The organism is Actinoallomurus acaciae (assembly GCF_042429965.1).
Taxonomy (GTDB): Bacteria; Actinomycetota; Actinomycetes; order Streptosporangiales; family Streptosporangiaceae; genus Actinoallomurus; species Actinoallomurus acaciae.
The window spans coordinates 1-1,100 of record NZ_JBHLZP010001099.1 but is presented as its reverse complement, the minus strand read 5'-3'; the positions used below and the strand labels follow the sequence as shown (position 1 = coordinate 1,100).

Below are 1,100 nucleotides of genomic sequence, written 5' to 3'. Positions count from 1 at the left end.
CCGCGACGTCGACCCCGAGGCCGGCGTCCTGCCCGAACGCGAGACCGCCGACCCGCTGCGGCAGGTGGTCGAGGAACTGAACGACGAGAACGGCAGCCTCGTCGACGCCCTCGACGACCTCGGCCCCGCCGGGGCGTACAGCGAGGAGGGCTTCGCGCGCCTGGGGCGGCTGCGCGACGAGCTGCGGGCGCTGCGCCGCCACGTCGGCCTGGCACTGCCCGACCTGGTCACCGAGGTCGAGCGCACCCTCGGGCTCGACATCGAGGTCGCCGCGCGTACCGGGCTGGACCCGGTGACCGCCCGCGCCGACCTCGACGCGTTCGTCGACGCCGCGGCGTCCTTCGCGGGCGACGCCGAGGACCCCACTCTGGGGGCGTTCCTCGCCTACCTCAGCGCCGCGGAGTCGGAGGAGTTCGGGCTGGAGGCCGGGCGGGTCGGCGAGACCAACAGCGTGAAGCTCCTGACCGTGCACGCCGCCAAGGGCCTCGAATGGGAGGTCGTGGCCATCCCCGGCCTGGCCGTGAACCCGACCAAGGACGGCGCCCCCGGCAAGGGCTCGATCTTCCCCTCGACGCCGCAGAGCTCCTCACGCTGGACCACGAACGCCCGCGCGCTCCCGTACGCCCTGCGCGGCGACCGGATCGACCTGCCGGACCTGCCCGGCCTGAACAAGGGCGACATCGAGACCTTCAACATCGCCACCGCCGAACGCGACGTACGTGAGGAGCGCCGTCTGGCCTACGTCGCGGTCACCCGCGCCAGGCATCTGCTCATCGCGACGGGCTACCGCTGGGGCACGGGGAGCCGGTCGCTCCAGCCCTCGCCGTTCCTGGAGGAGATCCGCGAGGCATGCGAGGGCGGCGCGGGCCAGGTCGGCTACTGGGCCGAGGAGCCGATCGGCGAGGAGAACCCCCTCCTCGCCCGGGAGGAGACCGCCACCTGGCCGGTCGCCCCGGCGAACCCCTGGCGGCAAGACCCGCAGGGGCCGCCGGAGGACGAGCGCCACGCCGCGATCGCCGAGGGCGCCCGCATGGTCGAGGACGCCATGCGGGGCCGCTCCCGGCCCACCGCCTACGCGCCCCTCGGCGAGGGCGACCGGC

Annotated in this window: 1 protein-coding gene; it reads left to right on the top strand. The window is 75.0% G+C overall.

The window, feature by feature from the left end:
• Positions 1–1,100: 3'-5' exonuclease (locus ACFFNX_RS50810; protein ID WP_378213684.1), on the top strand; the 1,100-nt coding region annotated here is incomplete at both ends.